Here is a 16,808-nt window from a genome sequence, read left to right as displayed (position 1 = left end):
CATGGACTTCACACTGGATATAGGCCAACTGCGCGGCCTGGGCACCCTGCTGGTGGCCATCGCCTTCATCGGCCTGTCGCTGTGGGTGTTCAACGGTCGGCGCGACCGCGAGTTTGCCGAAGCAAGCTTGCTGCCGTTTGCCGATGATCGCCTAGTACCTGCCGCCAACGAACCCGCATCGAGGAGTAACGGGCAATGACCACCTTCTGGAGTGCGTACATCTGCGTACTGACCATTGGCAGCCTGATCGGCTTGACCTGGCTGCTGCTGGCCACGCGCAAGGGTGAAAAACCCGGAGCTGGCGACCAGACCATGGGTCACAGCTTCGACGGCATCGAGGAATACGACAACCCGCTGCCCAAGTGGTGGTTCTGGCTGTTCGTTGGCACCCTGGTGTTCTCGGTCGGCTACCTGATCCTTTATCCGGGCCTGGGCAACTGGAAAGGCATCCTGCCGGGTTATCAAAACGGCTGGACCCAGGTCAATGAATGGCAGAAGGAAATGGACAAGGCTGACGCCAAGTTCGGGCCGATCTTCGCTAAATTTGCTGCCATGCCGGTGGAAGAAGTAGCGAAAGACCCGCAAGCGCTGAAAATGGGCGGCCGTCTGTTTGCGTCCAACTGCTCGGTCTGCCACGGTTCCGATGCCAAGGGCGCCTATGGCTTCCCCAACCTCACCGACAAAGATTGGCGCTGGGGCGGCGAGCCTGAAACCATCAAGCAGTCGATCATGGGCGGCCGTCACGGCGTAATGCCGGCCTGGGCCGAGGTAATTGGTGAGCAAGGTGTTGCCGATGTTGCCGCATTTGTCTTGACCAAGCTTGATGGACGGCAGTTGCCTGAGGGCACCAAGGCCGATGCCAGCAACGGTGAGAAACTCTTCGCAACCACCTGCGTGGCCTGCCACGGCCCGGAAGGCAAAGGTATGCCAGCGATGGGTGCACCTGATCTGACTCACCCTCAGGCTTTCATTTACGGCTCAAGTTTTGCCCAACTGCAACAGACCATTCGTTATGGTCGCCAGGGGCAAATGCCTGCACAGGAAGCCATTCAGGGCAATGACAAAGTCCACCTGCTGGCGGCCTATGTCTACAGCCTGTCCCAGGATGAGCCCGCGCAAAGCAACGACCTTTCTGCCAAGTAAAATCCTCGCGTAACTGAGCCTTGACTCAACCCGCCGCATTCCATTGAATGCGGCGGTTCCGTTTACGCCTTGCGACCAAGTGTCGCACCTCCCCCGCCACCCCACCTTGCACCTGCCCTGATCGGAACTAAGCTTGTTGCCACGGCAACCGCCACCAGGGGCCTGTTAATTCCCTTGCCCGACTGTGGCTATTGAAGAATGCGTGAAAAGGTAGATGGGACCGGCTCGACCTCTTCATCTCGTCTTCTTTGCAGGAAAAAAAGATCACAGCAAGCTTGACCGATTGGACAAGAAAACATTAACAACGGTACACATATCAACAAGATAATTGTGTACACTTTGCTCGCCGAAAGCGCTCGGAACAGCGTCGGAGCGGGCTTTGGCAGAGGTCGGCAGTGCAGCCATCGCGTTGCAATAACCACACGGTTTATACATACTTGCGCCGATTTTTTAACCTACAAAAACACCCAAACCGTGGAACCTTAGAATGAGCACAGCAATCAGTCCGACTGCTTATAACTATAAGGTCGTCCGCCAGTTCGCCATCATGACGGTGGTCTGGGGGATCCTTGGCATGGGGCTTGGAGTCTTCATCGCCTCGCAACTGGTATGGCCCCAGCTGAACCTGGACCTGCCATGGACGAGCTTTGGACGCCTTCGCCCACTGCACACCAACCTGGTGATTTTCGCCTTCGGTGGCTGTGCGCTGTTTGCCACCTCCTACTATGTCGTGCAGCGTACCTGCCAGGCGCGACTGATCTCCGATAGCCTTGCGGCCTTCACCTTCTGGGGTTGGCAAGCGGTCATCGTGGGTGCGCTCATCACCTTGCCCCTGGGTTACACCACGACCAAGGAATACGCAGAGCTGGAATGGCCGATCGCCATTTTGCTTGCCATTGTCTGGGTCACCTACGGTGTGGTGTTCTTCGGTACCATCGTCAAGCGCAAGACCAAGCACATCTATGTCGGTAACTGGTTCTACGGTGCGTTCATCGTGGTTACCGCGATGCTGCATATCGTCAACCACGCATCCCTGCCGGTCACCCTGTTCAAGTCCTACTCGGCTTATTCGGGCGCAACCGATGCAATGATTCAATGGTGGTACGGCCACAACGCGGTGGGCTTCTTCCTGACCACCGGCTTCCTCGGCATGATGTACTACTTCGTACCCAAGCAGGCCGAGCGTCCGATCTACTCCTATCGCCTGTCGATCGTGCACTTCTGGGCACTGATCACTCTGTACATCTGGGCCGGTCCTCACCACCTGCACTACACCGCGCTGCCAGATTGGGCGCAGTCGCTGGGCATGGCGATGTCGATCATCCTCCTGGCACCAAGCTGGGGCGGCATGATCAACGGCATGATGACCCTGTCAGGCGCCTGGCATAAGCTGCGCACCGACCCGATCCTGCGCTTCCTCGTGGTTTCCCTGGCGTTCTACGGCATGTCGACCTTCGAAGGTCCGATGATGGCAATCAAGACCGTCAACTCGCTGTCGCACTACACCGACTGGACCGTAGGTCACGTACACGCCGGCGCTCTTGGCTGGGTAGCGATGATTTCGATCGGTGCGCTGTACCACATGATCCCGAAAGTCTACGGTCGCGAGCAGATGCACAGCATCGGCCTGATCAACGCGCACTTCTGGCTGGCTACCATCGGTACCGTGCTGTACATCTCCTCGATGTGGGTAAACGGCATCACCCAGGGCCTGATGTGGCGTGCAATCAACGACGACGGCACCCTCACCTATTCCTTCGTTGAAGCCCTGCAGGCCAGCCATCCAGGCTTTATCGTCCGCGCCCTGGGCGGTGCGTTCTTCGCCTCCGGCATGCTGCTGATGGCCTACAACGTGTTCCGCACCGTCCGTGCCTCGAAGCCGGCCGAAGCTGAAGCTGCTGCACAGATCGCTGTAGTTGGAGCCCACTGATGAAGCACGAAGTAGTCGAGAAGAATATCGGCCTGCTGGCCTTCTTCATGGTCATTGCCGTCAGCATTGGCGGCCTGACCCAGATCGTCCCACTGTTTTTCCAGGACGTTACCAACAAGCCGGTCGAGGGCATGAAGCCACGCACCGCACTGGAAATGGAAGGCCGTGACATTTACATCCGCGAAGGCTGTGTACAGTGCCACTCGCAGATGATTCGTCCGTTCCGTGCCGAAACCGAACGCTACGGCCACTACTCGGTAGCCGGTGAAAGCGTCTGGGACCACCCGTTCCTGTGGGGTTCCAAGCGTACCGGTCCGGACCTGGCCCGTGTCGGCGGTCGCTACTCCGATGACTGGCACCGTGCGCACTTGTACAACCCGCGCAACGTCGTGCCTGAGTCGAAGATGCCTGCCTATCCATGGTTGGTAGAGAACAAGCTCGACGGCAAAGACACGATCAAGAAGATGGAAGTCTTGCGCACCCTAGGCACGCCGTACACCGATGAAGACATCGCCGGTGCCCGCGACGCAGTCAAGGGCAAGACTGAAATGGACGCTCTGGTGGCCTACCTGCAGGGCCTGGGCACCATCATCAAAAGCAAACGGTGATATTGATGGATATCGGGATGATTCGTGGCCTGGGCACCGTCGTGGTGATGGTGGCCTTTATCGGCCTGGCGTTGTGGGTGTTCAGTTCTCGACGCAAGTCTGAGTTCGACGAAGCGACCATGCTGCCCTTCGCGGATGATCCCGAAGCCAGCAAGCACGTCGAGCAAGCGCAAGCGAAAGCGTCTAGGAGTAACAACGAATGACTACCTTCTGGAGTCTGTACGTCACCGTTTTGAGTCTGGGCACCATTTTTGCCCTGACCTGGCTGCTGCTGTCCACCCGCAAGGGCCAACGCAGCGATATCACCGATGAAACCGTCGGCCATGTCTATGACGGTATCGAGGAGTACGACAACCCGCTGCCGCAGTGGTGGTTCTGGTTGTTCGTCGGCACTATCGTTTTCGCGCTGGGCTATCTGGTGCTGTACCCGGGCCTGGGCAACTGGAAAGGTGTATTGCCGGGCTACCAGTACGTAGATAACGAGAAAAAGACCGAATTCGCCAACGGTCAGCCAGGCTGGACCGGTGTTCACGAATGGGAAAAGGAAATGGCCCGCTCGGACGCCAAGTTTGGTCCGATCTTCGCCAAGTTTGCCTCGATGCCAATTGAAGAAGTCGCCAAGGACCCACAAGCCTTGAAGATGGGCGGCCGCTTGTTTGCCTCCAACTGCTCGGTTTGCCACGGCTCCGACGCCAAGGGTTCCTACGGCTTCCCTAACCTGACCGACAATGACTGGCGCTGGGGCGGCGAGCCCGAGACCATCAAGGCCACCATCATGGGCGGTCGTCATGGCGTAATGCCGGCTTGGTCGGAAGTCATTGGTGAGCAAGGCGTTGCCGACGTTGCCGCGTTTGTACTGACCAACCTCGATGGCCGCAAGCTGCCAGAGGGTGCAAAAGCTGACGTAGCCAATGGCCAGAAGATCTTCGCTGCCAACTGCGTGGCTTGCCACGGCCCAGAAGGCAAAGGTACTCCAGCGATGGGCGCGCCTAACCTGACTCACCCGCAAGCCTTCATCTACGGTTCAAGCTTCGCCCAACTGCAGCAGACCATCCGTTACGGCCGCCAGGGCCAGATGCCTGCACAGGAAGCGATTCAGGGTAACGACAAGGTCCACCTGCTGGCCGCCTATGTCTACAGCCTGTCACACCAGGCTGAAAAGACTGCCGACGCGAAGTAATTCGTACGGCAAGCCCGAAGCCCTGCACGTGCAAACGGCGGGGCTTTTTTTATAGCAACTGAGGCGGTCGTAAGCCCGCGCGCCGTGGGCTTGACCCAGATCAATTGACACACCCACTACACTAAACATCAGGCAAACCCAACGCGGCTAAAGGTCGCAGCCATGCCCCATACTGCCACTACAGGCGTATCATCCGGTCTAGAGCAGCATAAACTTCTGACTGCGGTCGGCACGCACTGATCGCGGCGTAATTCCACTGCCGTGGGACTCAATGATGAGCAAGCAGATTCCAGTACATGATGTCACCCCGCCTGCCAATAAAGACAAGAACAGCGTCGATCTCTACGCCGCTCGGGAAAAAATCTATACCCGGGCCTTTACCGGTATTTTCCGTAACCTGCGCATGGTCGGCGGCGCCGTCCTGTTCCTCCTGTATTTCGGCACGGTGTGGCTGAATTGGGGTGAGCACCAGGCAGTCTGGTGGAACCTCCCAGAGCGGAAGTTCTACATCTTTGGCGCAACCATTTGGCCCCAGGACTTCATCCTGCTTTCCGGCTTGTTGATCGTTGCAGCCTTCGGTCTGTTTTTTATCACCGTATTCGCCGGTCGTGTCTGGTGCGGTTATACCTGCCCGCAAAGTGTCTGGACGTGGATTTTCATGTGGTGCGAAAAGGTCACTGAAGGTGACCGCAACCAGCGCATGAAGCTCGACAAAGCACCCATGAGCGGCAATAAATTCCTGCGCAAGCTGGCCAAGCACAGCCTATGGCTGCTGATCGGCTTTGTGACCGGTATGACCTTCGTCGGCTACTTCTCACCGATTCGCGAACTGGTGGTGGAGTTCTTTACCGGCCAGGCCGATGGTTGGGCGTATTTCTGGGTCGGCTTCTTTACCTTGGCCACCTACGGCAATGCCGGCTGGCTACGCGAACAGGTGTGCATCTACATGTGCCCTTATGCGCGCTTCCAGAGTGTGATGTTCGACAAGGACACCCTGATTGTTTCCTACGACCCTCGCCGCGGTGAAACCCGTGGTCCGCGCAAAAAGGACATCGACTACAAGGCCAAGGGCCTGGGTGATTGCATCGACTGCACCATGTGTGTCCAGGTTTGTCCGACCGGCATCGACATTCGCGACGGCTTGCAGATCGAATGCATTGGCTGCGCCGCTTGCATCGATGCCTGCGACACCATCATGGACAAGATGAACTACCCCAAAGGTTTGATCAGCTACACCACCGAGCACAACCTTTCCGGGCAGAAAACCCATATGCTGCGCCCTCGCCTGATCGGTTACGCGCTGGTCTTGCTGGCCATGATCGGCCTGCTTTCCAGTGCCTTCATCATGCGCTCGCTGGTAGGCTTCGACGTCAGTAAAGACCGCGTCCTGTACCGCGAAAATGCCCAGGGCTGGATCGAAAACGTCTACAGCCTGAAAGTGATGAACAAAGACCAGCAAGATCATGTGTATGTGCTTGAAGCTGCCGGTCTTCCGGATCTCAAGCTCGATGGTGCGAAGGAAATCCGCGTAGCGGCCGGCGACATTGTCAGCTTGCCGGTACAACTGTCGATGGCCCCGGAAAAACTGCCATCCAGCACCAACGAAGTTACTTTCATCCTCAGGGACGCTGACGACAGCGCCACCCAGGTTGAAGCCAAGAGCCGATTCATTGGCCCACAAATTAGATAAGAGACTGCCTTTATGCCTTCTGCTACCGCCGCAAGCCCTTGGTACAAGCATCTATGGCCGTGGATCATCATCGGGGTGCTGGCCACCTCGGTGACCCTCAGCCTGACCATGGTGACGATCGCGGTGAACAACCCGGACAACCTGGTCAACGACAACTACTACGAGGCAGGCAAAGGCATCAACCGCGCGCTGGACCGCGAACTGCTGGCCCAGACCCTGAACCTCAAGGCGAGCGTGCACCTTGATGAGTTGACCGGCGAAGTCGAGTTGCGCCTCACTGGCGACAGCCTGCCGAAAACCCTTGAGCTGAATCTGATCTCGCCCACCCAGCCGGAAAAGGACCGGAAAATTGTCCTGACTCAAAGCGAAAGCGAAGCCGGACGCTACATTGGCCAACTCAACGACAAAGTAGAAGGTCGTCGTTTCGTCGAACTGCTCGGCAGCCAGGATGAACATGTATGGCGTCTGTTCGAAGAAGAACAGGTCGGCCACGACAAAACCCTGCAGTTGGGCGACGAAGCGCTGCAAGGGGCTGAACACCTCGAAAAATAAGTCGTCCCTGATCGCGGCGCACGCCCGCCCCAACAGCCCCGCGATCAGAGTCACCCAAGACCTTGCGATAGATTGCCATGACCAGCCCCACGCCGTGCTACCACTGCGCCCTGCCCGTTCCCGCCGGCAGCCACTTCACCGCCGTGGTACTCGGCCAGGTCCGCGAATTTTGCTGCCCCGGCTGCCAGGCCGTGGCCGAAGCCATTGTCGCTGGCAATCTGGAGAGCTATTACCAGCACCGCAGTGAAGCCAGCGCCAACCCCGAAGCGCTGCCCCAGCAACTGGTCGACGAACTGGCCCTGTATGACCGAGCTGACGTGCAGAAGCCCTTCGTTCGCCACAGCGGTGAACTGGCCGAAACCACTTTACTGATCGAGGGCATAAGTTGCGCCGCGTGCGGCTGGCTGATCGAAAAGCACCTGCGCAGCCTGCCTGGGGTCGCCGAAGCTCGGCTTAACCTGTCCAACCACCGCCTTCACGTGAACTGGGCCGACAGCCAACTGCCGCTGTCCACGTTACTGGCACAGTTGCGCCACATCGGTTACGCGGCCCACCCCTATCAGGCCGACCGCGCAGCTGAACAACTGGCCAATGAAAACCGCACAGCCTTGCGCCAACTCGGCGTGGCCGGCCTGTTATGGTTTCAGGCCATGATGGCAACCATGGCCACATGGCCTGAATTCAACATCGACCTTAGCCCGGAACTACACACCATCCTGCGTTGGGTCGCGCTGTTCCTTACCACTCCAATCGTTTTCTATAGCTGCGCGCCCTTCTTCCGAGGCGCCGCCCGCGACTTGCGCACGCGCCACCTGACCATGGATGTCTCGGTATCTCTGGCCATCGGCCTTGCCTATGGTGCGGGTATCTGGACCGCAATCACCGGCAGCGGCGAACTGTACTTCGATGCGGTGGGCATGTTCGCCCTGTTCCTCCTGGCAGGTCGCTATTTGGAACGCCGCGCACGTGAGCGTACCGCCGCGGCCACGGCGCAACTGGTCAACCTGCTGCCGGCCTCGTGCCTGCGTCTGGGCGCAGCGGGCCAGAGCGAACGAATCCTGCTTCGAGAACTGCAACTGGGTGACAGTGTCCTGATTCAACCCGGCCACGTGATTCCCGCCGACGGGCGGATCGTCAGTGGCCAATCCAGTGTCGATGAATCGCTGCTGACCGGTGAATATCTGCCGCAGCCCCGCCAACCGGGCGACGCTGTCACAGCCGGCACCCTCAACGTCGAAAGCGCACTAACCGTCGAAGTCCTGGCCCTGGGCCAGGATACGCGCCTGTCCGCCATCGTCCGCTTGCTGGAGCGCGCGCAGTCGGAAAAGCCGCGTCTGGCAGAAATCGCCGACCGCGCCTCACAGTGGTTCCTGCTGTTCTCCCTGGTTGCATCTGCCGTCATCGGCCTGCTGTGGTGGGAGCTAGACCCATCGCGCGCATTCTGGATTGTCCTGGCCATGCTGGTCGCCACCTGCCCCTGTGCCCTGTCCTTGGCCACCCCGACTGCACTGACCGCCGCTACCGGCACGCTGCACAAGCTCGGCCTCCTGCTCACCCGCGGTCATGTGCTTGAAGGCCTGAACCAGATCGACACGGTGATCTTCGACAAGACCGGCACCCTTACCGAAGGTCGTTTGACCTTGCGCGCCATTCGCCCGCTGGCCAGCAGCGATGCCGATCAGTGCCTGATGCTCGCCGCGGCGCTGGAGAATCGCTCCGAGCACCCGATTGCTCGCGCCTTCGGCCGTGCCAGCGTGGCCGCCGAAGAGGTGCAGGCCGAGCCTGGCCTGGGGCTCGAAGGGTTGGTACAAGGCCAACGCCTGCGCATCGGCGAACCCGGGTTCGTCTGCGCCCTGAGCGCAGCCCCGGTTCCGCCGATGCCAGCAGAGCCAGGGCAATGGTTGCTCCTCGGCAACAGCCAAGGCCCGTTGGCCTGGCTAGTGCTTGATGACCGCCTGCGCAGCGATGCCGCCGATCTGCTCGCAGCGTGTCGCGCCCGTGGCTGGCAAACCTTGTTGCTGTCTGGCGACAGTTCGCCGATGGTGCAAAGCGTCGCTGCCGAACTACAGATCGACGAGGCCATCGGTGGCCTGCGCCCTGATGACAAGCTGGAAAAGCTCAAATCCCTGCAACAACAGGGACGCAAAGTGCTGATGCTCGGCGACGGCGTCAACGATGTGCCAGTGCTTGCTGCCGCGGATATCAGTATCGCCATGGGCTCGGCCACCGACCTGGCCAAGACCAGCGCCGACGCAGTACTGTTGTCCAACCGCCTCGACGCGCTGGTCCAGGCCTTCAGCCTGGCGCGTCGCACACGCCGGATCATTATCGAGAACCTGCTCTGGGCAGCGCTGTATAATGGCCTGATGTTGCCCTTTGCAGCCCTGGGTTGGATCACACCGATATGGGCGGCCGTGGGCATGTCGGTCAGCTCGCTGATCGTAGTACTCAACGCGCTGCGCCTTACCCGTATCAGCGATCCCGTAGCCGCCGACGCAGCGGCCCGCGACTCACACCCGGCCACGGCCTGATCAGGAGCCTCCATGCCCGCGTTATATGTAATGATTCCGGCCGCGCTGCTGATCGTCGCCATTGCTGTGTTCATCTTCTTCTGGGCAGTGGACAGCGGCCAGTACGACGACCTCGACGGCCCGGCGCACAGCATTCTGTTCGACGACCAAGACCCGCAGCACACCGCTGCCATGGACCAAGCCGACGGCAAGAAACCCGAAGACGGCGCGCCTCCTCGTGCTTGATCTGCTCCCGTTGCTCAGCTCGGCATTGATTCTCGGTCTGTTGGGTGGCGGACACTGCCTGGGTATGTGCGGTGGCTTGATGGGCGCCCTGACCCTGGCCATTCCCAAGGAACAGCGCAGCCGCCGCTTTCGCTTGCTGCTGGCCTATAACCTCGGCCGCATCTTGAGCTACGCCCTGGCCGGCCTGTTGCTCGGGCTGGCCGGTTGGGCCGTAGCCAACAGTCCGGTTGCCGTTGCCATGCGCGTGGTAGCGGCACTACTGCTGATCAGCATGGGTTTGTACCTGGCCGGCTGGTGGAGCGGTCTAACCCGTATTGAAAGCCTGGGACGCGGCCTGTGGCGACATATTCAGCCCGTGGCCAACCGGCTGCTACCGGTTTCCAGCCTGCCCCGCGCCCTGCTACTTGGCGCCCTGTGGGGCTGGCTGCCCTGCGGCCTGGTCTACAGCACGCTGCTATGGGCAGCGAGTCAGGGCAATGCCGGCAACAGTGCCCTGTTGATGCTGGCCTTTGGTCTTGGCACCTGGCCGGTGTTGCTTGCCACAGGCCTTGCCGCCGAACGCACCAATGCCTTGCTGCGCAAACGTGGTGTGCGTGTCGCTGGAGGCTTGCTGGTGATTCTGTTTGGCCTCTGGACCCTTCCCGGCCCGCACCAACATTGGCTGATGGGCCACTGACACACCTGCCAGATGCAAACAAAAACGCCGTTGATGCAAATCAAGACGGCATATTCACCACCCCCTAGACTTCGCCCATTGCTGCCTATTCTGGGGATTGCCCACATGCTCGACGCACTCCGTTGGGACTCCGACCTGATCCGTCGCTACGACCTGTCCGGTCCACGCTACACCTCGTATCCGACCGCAGTGCAACTGCACAGCGAAGTCGGTTCCTTCGATTTGCTGCACGCTCTGCGAGACAGCCGCCGTGCGGTACGCCCGTTGTCGCTGTATGTGCATGTGCCATTCTGCGCCAATATTTGCTACTACTGTGCCTGCAACAAAGTCATCACCAAGGATCGCGCTCGCGCCCAGCCTTATCTGCAGCGCCTGGAGCAGGAAATCCAGCTGATCGCCTGCCACCTGGACCCCAAGCAGACTGTCGAACAGCTGCATTTTGGTGGCGGTACTCCAACTTTTCTAAGCCACGTTGAATTACGTCAACTGATGGCTCACTTGCGCCAGCATTTCAACCTGCTGGACGACGACTCCGGTGACTATGGCATCGAGATCGACCCGCGAGAGGCCGACTGGCCAACCATGGGTCTGTTGCGAGAGTTGGGCTTCAATCGTGTCAGCCTTGGCGTCCAGGACCTGGATCCCGCGGTACAGCGCGCCATCAATCGCTTGCAAAGCCTGGAACAGACGCGCGCGATCATCGAGGCTGCACGGACGCTGCAATTTCGCTCGATCAATATCGACCTGATCTATGGCCTACCCAAACAGACGCCGGAAGGTTTCGCGCGCACCGTCGATGAAATCATCAAATTGCAACCGGACAGGCTATCGGTGTTCAACTATGCGCACTTGCCGGAACGCTTCATGCCCCAGCGGCGCATCGACAGCAACGACTTGCCAAGCCCTGCCACTAAGCTTGAGATGCTGCACAACACCATCGAGCAGCTGACAGCAGCAGGTTACCGCTACATCGGCATGGACCACTTCGCACTACCTGATGACGAACTGGCCATCGCCCAGGAAGAATCGACCCTTCAGCGCAACTTCCAGGGTTACACCACCCACGGTCACTGCGACCTGATCGGCCTTGGCGTGTCTGCCATCAGCCAGATCGGCGAGCTGTACTGCCAGAACACCAGCGACCTGAATAATTATCAGGACACACTGTCGACGGCTCAGCTGGCCACCAGTCGTGGGCTGCTCTGCACGAGCGATGATCGCGTGCGCCGCGCAGTGATCCAACAGTTGATCTGCCATTTCGAGTTGGACTTCGAAACCATCGAACAGCAATTCACTATCGATTTTCGCGGTTACTTCAAAGACCAATGGCCCGCGCTGCAAGCCATGCACAACGATGGCTTGATCAGCCTCAGCAACCAGCGCATCGAGGTACGTCCGGCCGGGCGCCTGCTCGTACGCTCGGTGTGTATGGTGTTTGACGCCTACCTCGGCATGCACAACCAACAGCGTTTTTCCCGGGTGATCTGACGGTTCAAATGCGGGTACTGTTTACAGTAATACTTGTTAAGCACACTATTGTTCCGAGTGAGGTCGGACGATAAGCCGCACCTCAACCAGCCCACCTTACCCAGGCGCGGGCTGGCCGAAACCCCATGCCCTGAGTTACCCTTACGGCTTATGTGTGCTTTACACCAAGGAATGAAGAAATGTCCGAGCCAGTCAAACTGCGCCCTCATAACCAGGCCCATTGCAAGGATTGCAGCCTGGCGCCTCTATGCCTGCCATTGTCATTGAACATGGAAGATATGGACGCACTGGATGAAATCGTCAAACGCGGGCGTCCGCTGAAAAAAGGCGAGTTTCTGTTCCGCCAGGGTGACAATTTCGCTTCGGTCTATGCAGTGCGTTCCGGCGCCCTGAAAACCTTCAGCCTCAGTGACAGCGGTGAAGAACAAATCACCGGTTTTCACCTGCCAAGCGAGCTGGTCGGCCTGTCCGGCATGGACACCGAAGCCTACCCGGTGTCGGCCCAGGCCCAGGAAACCACTTCGGTCTGTGAAATTCCCTTCGAACGCCTCGACGAACTGTCGGTGCAACTACCACAACTGCGTCGTCAGCTGATGCGGGTGATGAGCCGCGAAATTCGCGATGACCAGCAAATGATGCTGCTGTTGTCGAAGAAAACCGCGGACGAGCGCATCGCGACGTTCCTGGTCAACCTGTCCGCACGCTTCCGTGCGCGTGGGTATTCGGCCAACCAGTTCCGCCTGAGCATGTCGCGCAACGAAATCGGCAACTACCTGGGCCTGGCCGTGGAAACGGTTTCACGCGTTTTCACCCGTTTCCAGCAAAACGGCCTGATCGCCGCCGAAGGCAAGGAAATCCACATTCTTGATCCGATCCAGCTGTGTGCGCTGGCCGGCGGCGCTATAGAGAGCTGAGCCCGCAGGATAAAGGTATACTGGCGGGTATTCGTTTCTCAGGACACCCGCCCCCATGCACAGCGACACTTTCGACCTCAAAGCCCTTATCCGCCCGGTTCCCGACTTTCCGAAAGCCGGTGTAATCTTCCGAGACATCACCCCGCTGTTCCAGTCGCCACGGGGCCTGCGTCATGTGGCTGACGCCTTCATCGAACGTTATGTCGAGGCTGAATTCAGCCATATCGGGGCCATGGATGCGCGCGGTTTTCTGATCGGTTCGATCATTGCCCACCAACTGAACAAGCCACTGATTCTGTTCCGCAAACAGGGCAAGCTGCCGGCCGATGTCCTTGCCGAAGGCTACCAGACCGAATACGGCGAAGCATTCCTGGAAGTGCATGCAGACAGCTTGTGCGAAGGTGACTCGGTGCTGGTTTTCGACGACTTGATCGCCACTGGCGGTACCTTGCTGGCAGCCACCAACCTGGTGCGCCGCATGGGTGCACAAGTGTTCGAGGCGGCGGCAATTATTGACCTGCCCGAACTGGAAGGCTCCCAGCGCCTGAACGCTGCCGGCGTACCGACCTTCTGCCTGACCGAATTCTCGCTGAGCGAGCGGTAATCCTTTAGAGCGCATCGTCAGGCAAGCTCGCTCCCATCGCTTGGACCACCGGCAGAGGGAGCGGGCTTGACCCACATTCAATAACTGCAGCTCACAACGAAATCGGCTTACGCCCGGCAAATGAATGCGCCAGCGTACCGCCATCCACCAATTCCAGCTCGCCACCCAATGGCACGCCGTGGGCAATACGCGAAGCCACAAGCCCCTTGTCGGCCAGCAACTGGGCGATGTAATGAGCAGTCGCCTCGCCTTCCACCGTCGGGTTGGTGGCCAGGATGACCTCAGTAAAGGCGCTTTGCTGCTCGATTCGCGCCATCAACTGCGGAATGCCGATGGCCTCGGGCCCCAGGCCATCTAGCGGTGACAAGTGCCCCTTGAGCACAAAGTAACGACCGCGATAGCCGGTCTGCTCTACCGCATAGACATCCATCGGCCCCTCAACCACGCACAGCAGCGTATCGTCACGGCGCGGATCAGCACATTGCGGGCACAGCTCTTGCTCGGTCAGGGTTCGGCATTGACGACAATGGCCAACCCCTTCCATGGCCTGGCTCAGCGCCTGAGCCAGGCGCAGACCGCCGCTGCGGTCGCGCTCAAGCAATTGCAGAGCCATGCGCTGAGCGGTTTTCTGGCCGACACCGGGCAAGGTGCGCAAGGCATCGATCAATTGGCGAATCAGTGGGCTGAAGCTCATGGTGGTTAGCCTGAAATTTCAAAAAAGCGGGAAAAACGACGATGGGAGCAACGACCCTACAGTCGCGCTCCCACCGAAGGTACTACAAGTATCGACTCAGAATGGCATCTTGAAGCCAGGTGGCAACTGCATGCCAGCAGTCATGCCGCCCATTTTTTCCTGGCTGTTCTGCTCGACCTTGCGCACGGCGTCGTTGACGGCGGCAGCGATCAGGTCTTCCAGGACTTCTTTGTCTTCTTGCATCAGGCTGTCATCCAGGCTGATGCGCTTGACGTCGTGACGACCGGTCATCACCACACTCACCAGGCCAGCGCCCGATTGGCCGGTCACTTCGGCATTGGCCAGTTCTTCCTGCATCTTGGCCATTTTTTCCTGCATTTGCTGAGCCTGCTTCATCAGGCCGGCCATGCCACCTTTCATCATGGGGATCACCTCAAATTTAGACTTACGGGATGCGGCGCGGGCTCGACCCGGGCCGCTTGTGTCATTCGGTCATTCGCCCTGGGTTACCGGGGCGTCTACAGGTTCAATGGTATCGTGTCGAACCATTGCACCAAACTGCTTGATCATCTGCTGGATGAGCGGATCGGCGTCAATCGACGCCTCGGCTTCTCCCTGGCGCTCTGCACGCTTGCGCGCCGCCGCCTGAGCGGGGGTTTCCTGCTCCGGGCGGATCAATTCGATAGACAGCTTCAGCGCACGCCCGAAATGCTGGTTCAAGGCGTCGTTCAAGCGGCGCTGCTGGGTAGCGTTGAACAGGGCACTGTGGGCCGGGTCCAGGTGCAGCAGCCAATCATCGCCTTCGGCGGCGATCAACGTACAGTTGGCGGCGATACTGCCGGTCATCCCGGAAATCGGCAACTGCGGGAATAATTCCAGCCATTGCAACGCCAGGCCAGTGGCCGGCATGGCTGCCGGCAACGGTTCGGGGGCAACGGCCGAGGTGTCCTCATGGACATGCTCGATGGCCAGCTCGTCCAGGTAGCTGTAACTTGCCGGATCCATCTCCGGCTCGTAGTAATCTTCATCCAGCGGCGGCTCGTCGTCCCGATCCATACCTGCCGGGCTATAGCCGATGTGGTCGTTGAGAGGCGGCTCATCCTGGCGAGCAGCAGGCTGTGCTGGCGCCGGTACGGGCTCCGGCTGTGGGGTTTCGATTATCGGCTCAGCCGCAGCGTCGGGCTCGACCGGCACAGCATCGTTCCAGGGCAGATCGATCACCGGCTCAGGCGCCGCTTCCTCGGTGTCGACCGCAGCGGGCTCGGGCTCGGGCTCGGGCTCGGGCTCGGGTACAGGCTCCGCAACCGGTAACGGCTGCGCAACGATAGGAGCAGCTTCGACAACCGCTATAGGCGTCACCGCAGGCGCAACGACGCCAGGTGCTGCCACCGCTGTTGCCGAATCAGCTGTGGCCTGGCTGATCCCCACCGGCTTTAGCACCGGAGTCGGCGCATCATCGGTATCGGCTGGACGGAACGCCAACATGCGCAACAGGACCATTTCGAAGCCACTGCGCGGTTCGGGCGCCAATGGCAGGTCCCGGCGACCGATCAGCCCCATTTGATAGTAGAACTGAACATCTTCGGCGGGCAGCGCCTGCGCCAGGGCCAGTACTCGGTCACGATCGCCCTGGCCGTTATCGACCGCCTCAGGTAGCGCCTGGGCAATGGCGACGCGATGCAGCACATTGAGCATCTCGGCCAGCACACCGCTCCAATCCGGCCCCTGCTCGGCCAGATGACGCACCGCTTCAAGCAAAGCACGCGCATCACCTTCGAGCAGCGCCTGCAGCACGCCATAGACCTGCCCATGATCGAGCGTACCGAGCATGGCCCGCACATCGGCGGCCAATACTTTGCCTTCGCCGAAAGCAATAGCCTGATCGGTAAGGCTCATGGCATCTCGCATCGAGCCATCAGCCGCACGGCCCAGCAACCACAACGCATCATCTTCGAAAGGAACGTTTTCGGCGCCCAGCACATGACTCAAGTGCTCAACCACCCGCTCCGGCGTCATGTTCTTCAGCGAAAACTGCAGGCAGCGAGAAAGAATGGTTGCCGGCAGCTTCTGCGGATCAGTGGTGGCGAGAATGAACTTGACGTAAGGCGGCGGCTCTTCCAAGGTCTTGAGCAAGGCGTTGAACGAGTGGCTGGAAAGCATGTGCACTTCGTCGATCAGGTAGACCTTGAAGCGACCACGGCTCGGTGCGTACTGCACGTTATCAAGCAGCTCGCGGGTATCCTCGACCTTGGTACGGCTGGCGGCGTCGATCTCGATCAGATCGACAAAGCGCCCCTCATCGATCTCCCGGCATACCGAACAGGTACCACACGGCGTGGACGTGATCCCGGTTTCACAGTTCAAGCACTTGGCGATAATTCGCGCAATCGTGGTCTTGCCCACGCCGCGGGTACCGGTAAACAGGTAGGCGTGGTGCAGGCGCTGGTTGTCCAGCGCGTTGATCAAGGCCTTGAGCACATGGGTCTGGCCGACCATTTCGCGGAACGAGCGCGGACGCCATTTACGTGCAAGAACCTGATAACTCATCGAAAACCGTCAAATAGCTAGATCAA

General features: G+C 59.5%; 17 protein-coding genes. 14 read left to right on the top strand and 3 right to left on the bottom strand.

Features of this window, described 5'->3' with window-relative positions:
- Position 1: 1 nt before the first annotated feature.
- From V0R60_RS07695 to V0R60_RS07630, 14 genes are all read left to right on the top strand, one after another.
- Entirely contained in the window at positions 2–199 is a 198-nt protein-coding gene (locus V0R60_RS07695) for a cbb3-type cytochrome oxidase subunit 3 (RefSeq protein WP_136477421.1), read from the top strand.
- Positions 196–1,143 (top strand): cytochrome-c oxidase, cbb3-type subunit III, encoded by a 948-nt coding sequence (gene ccoP / locus V0R60_RS07690; protein ID WP_136477422.1) that lies wholly within the window; start codon positions 196–198, stop codon positions 1,141–1,143. The genes V0R60_RS07695 and ccoP (V0R60_RS07690) overlap by 4 nt, the downstream gene beginning before the upstream one ends.
- Before the next feature lie 487 nt (positions 1,144–1,630).
- Positions 1,631–3,073 (top strand): cytochrome-c oxidase, cbb3-type subunit I, encoded by a 1,443-nt coding sequence (gene ccoN / locus V0R60_RS07685; RefSeq protein WP_136477423.1) that lies wholly within the window; start codon positions 1,631–1,633, stop codon positions 3,071–3,073.
- A complete protein-coding gene (gene ccoO / locus V0R60_RS07680) occupies positions 3,073–3,681 on the top strand; it encodes a cytochrome-c oxidase, cbb3-type subunit II (RefSeq protein ID WP_330079332.1) in 609 nt (202 codons plus the stop codon). The genes ccoN and ccoO overlap by 1 nt, the downstream gene beginning before the upstream one ends.
- A gap of 5 nt (positions 3,682–3,686) precedes the next feature.
- Positions 3,687–3,884: a CcoQ/FixQ family Cbb3-type cytochrome c oxidase assembly chaperone gene (locus tag V0R60_RS07675; RefSeq protein ID WP_010225992.1), complete on the top strand. Its 198-nt coding sequence runs from the start codon at positions 3,687–3,689 to the stop codon at positions 3,882–3,884.
- Positions 3,881–4,861: a cytochrome-c oxidase, cbb3-type subunit III gene (gene ccoP, locus V0R60_RS07670; protein ID WP_136477425.1), complete on the top strand. Its 981-nt coding sequence runs from the start codon at positions 3,881–3,883 to the stop codon at positions 4,859–4,861. The genes V0R60_RS07675 and ccoP (V0R60_RS07670) overlap by 4 nt, the downstream gene beginning before the upstream one ends.
- Positions 4,862–5,135: 274 nt before the next feature.
- Complete coding sequence (ccoG, locus tag V0R60_RS07665; RefSeq protein WP_136477426.1) at positions 5,136–6,551, top strand: cytochrome c oxidase accessory protein CcoG; 1,416 nt, start codon at positions 5,136–5,138, stop codon at positions 6,549–6,551.
- A 12-nt stretch (positions 6,552–6,563) separates the two neighbouring features.
- The gene (locus tag V0R60_RS07660; protein WP_330079331.1) at positions 6,564–7,103 is read left to right on the top strand and encodes a FixH family protein; all 540 of its coding nucleotides are present in this window, start codon (positions 6,564–6,566) and stop codon (positions 7,101–7,103) included.
- Between the two features lie 77 nt (positions 7,104–7,180).
- Positions 7,181–9,634 carry a heavy metal translocating P-type ATPase gene (locus tag V0R60_RS07655; RefSeq protein ID WP_330079330.1) on the top strand — a complete coding sequence of 818 codons (2,454 nt, stop codon included), beginning with the start codon at positions 7,181–7,183 and terminating at the stop codon, positions 9,632–9,634.
- A 12-nt stretch (positions 9,635–9,646) separates the two neighbouring features.
- Positions 9,647–9,859: a cbb3-type cytochrome oxidase assembly protein CcoS gene (ccoS, locus tag V0R60_RS07650; RefSeq protein ID WP_136477429.1), complete on the top strand. Its 213-nt coding sequence runs from the start codon at positions 9,647–9,649 to the stop codon at positions 9,857–9,859.
- Positions 9,852–10,535: a sulfite exporter TauE/SafE family protein gene (locus V0R60_RS07645; RefSeq protein WP_330079329.1), complete on the top strand. Its 684-nt coding sequence runs from the start codon at positions 9,852–9,854 to the stop codon at positions 10,533–10,535. Before ccoS ends, V0R60_RS07645 begins: the two co-directional genes overlap by 8 nt.
- A gap of 105 nt (positions 10,536–10,640) precedes the next feature.
- Positions 10,641–12,023 (top strand): oxygen-independent coproporphyrinogen III oxidase, encoded by a 1,383-nt coding sequence (gene hemN / locus V0R60_RS07640; protein WP_136477431.1) that lies wholly within the window; start codon positions 10,641–10,643, stop codon positions 12,021–12,023.
- A gap of 179 nt (positions 12,024–12,202) precedes the next feature.
- Positions 12,203–12,937, top strand: a complete 735-nt coding sequence (fnrA, locus tag V0R60_RS07635) for a Crp/Fnr family transcriptional regulator FnrA (RefSeq protein WP_136477432.1) — start codon at positions 12,203–12,205, stop codon at positions 12,935–12,937.
- Positions 12,938–12,992: 55 nt separating this feature from the next.
- Positions 12,993–13,541 carry an adenine phosphoribosyltransferase gene (locus tag V0R60_RS07630; protein WP_136477433.1) on the top strand — a complete coding sequence of 183 codons (549 nt, stop codon included), beginning with the start codon at positions 12,993–12,995 and terminating at the stop codon, positions 13,539–13,541.
- 91 nt (positions 13,542–13,632) lie between these two features.
- Here V0R60_RS07630 and recR read toward each other — a convergent pair whose 3' ends face one another.
- The 3 genes from recR to dnaX all read right to left on the bottom strand — a co-directional run bounded on the left by recR (position 13,633) and on the right by dnaX (position 16,782).
- Positions 13,633–14,235, bottom strand: a complete 603-nt coding sequence (recR, locus tag V0R60_RS07625) for a recombination mediator RecR (protein ID WP_136477434.1) — start codon at positions 14,233–14,235, stop codon at positions 13,633–13,635.
- A 96-nt stretch (positions 14,236–14,331) separates the two neighbouring features.
- Positions 14,332–14,658 (bottom strand): YbaB/EbfC family nucleoid-associated protein, encoded by a 327-nt coding sequence (locus V0R60_RS07620; protein ID WP_028945400.1) that lies wholly within the window; start codon positions 14,656–14,658, stop codon positions 14,332–14,334.
- Between the two features lie 69 nt (positions 14,659–14,727).
- Positions 14,728–16,782, bottom strand: coding sequence for a DNA polymerase III subunit gamma/tau (gene dnaX / locus V0R60_RS07615; RefSeq protein WP_330079328.1), 2,055 nt, complete (start codon positions 16,780–16,782; stop codon positions 14,728–14,730).
- Positions 16,783–16,808 lie beyond the last annotated feature (26 nt).

The organism is Pseudomonas auratipiscis (genome assembly GCF_036324085.1).
GTDB classification, from domain to species: Bacteria; Pseudomonadota; Gammaproteobacteria; order Pseudomonadales; family Pseudomonadaceae; genus Aquipseudomonas; species Aquipseudomonas auratipiscis.
Note: the sequence above shows the minus strand (reverse complement) of the source record. Positions and strands in the feature narration are given on the sequence as shown.

What these genes read in the sequence shown, in the direction of transcription:
- ccoN (WP_136477423.1), top strand. Translation starts at nt 1,631, where the DNA reads ATGAGCACAGCAATCAGTCCGACTGCTTATAACTATAAGGTCGTCCGC.
- V0R60_RS07695 (WP_136477421.1), top strand. Translation starts at nt 2, where the DNA reads ATGGACTTCACACTGGATATAGGCCAACTGCGCGGCCTGGGCACCCTG.
- ccoG (WP_136477426.1), top strand. Translation starts at nt 5,136, where the DNA reads ATGAGCAAGCAGATTCCAGTACATGATGTCACCCCGCCTGCCAATAAA.
- ccoO (WP_330079332.1), top strand. Translation starts at nt 3,073, where the DNA reads ATGAAGCACGAAGTAGTCGAGAAGAATATCGGCCTGCTGGCCTTCTTC.
- dnaX (WP_330079328.1), bottom strand. Translation starts at nt 16,782, where the DNA reads ATGAGTTATCAGGTTCTTGCACGTAAATGGCGTCCGCGCTCGTTCCGC.
- V0R60_RS07660 (WP_330079331.1), top strand. Translation starts at nt 6,564, where the DNA reads ATGCCTTCTGCTACCGCCGCAAGCCCTTGGTACAAGCATCTATGGCCG.
- recR (WP_136477434.1), bottom strand. Translation starts at nt 14,235, where the DNA reads ATGAGCTTCAGCCCACTGATTCGCCAATTGATCGATGCCTTGCGCACC.
- fnrA (WP_136477432.1), top strand. Translation starts at nt 12,203, where the DNA reads ATGTCCGAGCCAGTCAAACTGCGCCCTCATAACCAGGCCCATTGCAAG.
- V0R60_RS07620 (WP_028945400.1), bottom strand. Translation starts at nt 14,658, where the DNA reads ATGATGAAAGGTGGCATGGCCGGCCTGATGAAGCAGGCTCAGCAAATG.
- V0R60_RS07655 (WP_330079330.1), top strand. Translation starts at nt 7,181, where the DNA reads ATGACCAGCCCCACGCCGTGCTACCACTGCGCCCTGCCCGTTCCCGCC.
- V0R60_RS07630 (WP_136477433.1), top strand. Translation starts at nt 12,993, where the DNA reads ATGCACAGCGACACTTTCGACCTCAAAGCCCTTATCCGCCCGGTTCCC.
- V0R60_RS07675 (WP_010225992.1), top strand. Translation starts at nt 3,687, where the DNA reads ATGGATATCGGGATGATTCGTGGCCTGGGCACCGTCGTGGTGATGGTG.
- ccoS (WP_136477429.1), top strand. Translation starts at nt 9,647, where the DNA reads ATGCCCGCGTTATATGTAATGATTCCGGCCGCGCTGCTGATCGTCGCC.
- ccoP (WP_136477425.1), top strand. Translation starts at nt 3,881, where the DNA reads ATGACTACCTTCTGGAGTCTGTACGTCACCGTTTTGAGTCTGGGCACC.
- ccoP (WP_136477422.1), top strand. Translation starts at nt 196, where the DNA reads ATGACCACCTTCTGGAGTGCGTACATCTGCGTACTGACCATTGGCAGC.
- hemN (WP_136477431.1), top strand. Translation starts at nt 10,641, where the DNA reads ATGCTCGACGCACTCCGTTGGGACTCCGACCTGATCCGTCGCTACGAC.